Genomic DNA, 728 nt, shown 5'->3' with positions numbered 1-728 from the left:
GGGCCGTGCTGCGGGGTGGGTGGGCGGTGCTGCGCCGGGGTGTCCGCCCCCGTCTGCGCCGTCTTCCGGCGCTCGTGTCGGGGACGACGGACGCCCTGGTGATGATGAGTTCCTTCATGGTCGTCATGCTGGTCGCCCATCGGGACGGTGCCGCCACGGCGGCGGTCACGGCCGTGCTGGTGAACGTCGTGCGCACCCTCGTCGTCCCGTTGAAGCAGTTCGGGATCGTCGGGGGCCGTCTCGCGGCGGCGGCGGACGACCCGGGCGGGATCGATCGGCGGTTGCGGCTGTTCGCCGGATGCGTCACGGCGCTCCTGGCGCCCCTCGGCCTCCTGCTGCTGATCTTCCCCGCCGCCCCGGGGTGGTTGACGGGAGAAGCCCTCGCCCACCCCGACGCGGAGACGGCGATCCGGCTGGTGGGTCTCCAGCTTCTGGTGGAAGGGGTGGCCGGTTTCGGTTCCTCCGCGCTGAAGATCGTCGTCTCGCCCGGTGCCTCGCTCCCGCACCTGATGGCGGTGATGTACGGCTTCGCGGTGCCGGCGGTGGTGGTGCTGTCCCTCGCCGGCCGGTTGTCCCTCGTGTCGCTGTGGGCGGTGATGCTCTCCGCCCGCCTCGTCTTCGTCGGCTGTGTGCTGTGGGTCCACCGCGGGTGGCGCGCCCGGGCCGGAGGGGTGGCGGTCCCCGGCGGGTGAGGCGGGACGTCCCGGGAGCCGGGCCCCGGGCTTGGG

General features: G+C 73.8%; 1 protein-coding gene. It reads left to right on the top strand.

The window, feature by feature from the left end; genetic code table 11:
* Positions 1-692 (top strand): hypothetical protein (locus FOE67_RS27575; RefSeq protein WP_228474370.1); only part of this gene is annotated, 692 nt, incomplete at its 5' end.
* Positions 693-728: the final 36 nt, after the last annotated feature.

This window comes from Streptomyces calidiresistens (assembly GCF_014141525.1).
GTDB classification, from domain to species: domain Bacteria; phylum Actinomycetota; class Actinomycetes; order Streptomycetales; family Streptomycetaceae; genus Streptomyces; species Streptomyces calidiresistens.
The sequence above is the reverse complement of the archived record's forward strand: the minus strand, read 5'-3'. Positions and strand labels throughout refer to the sequence as shown.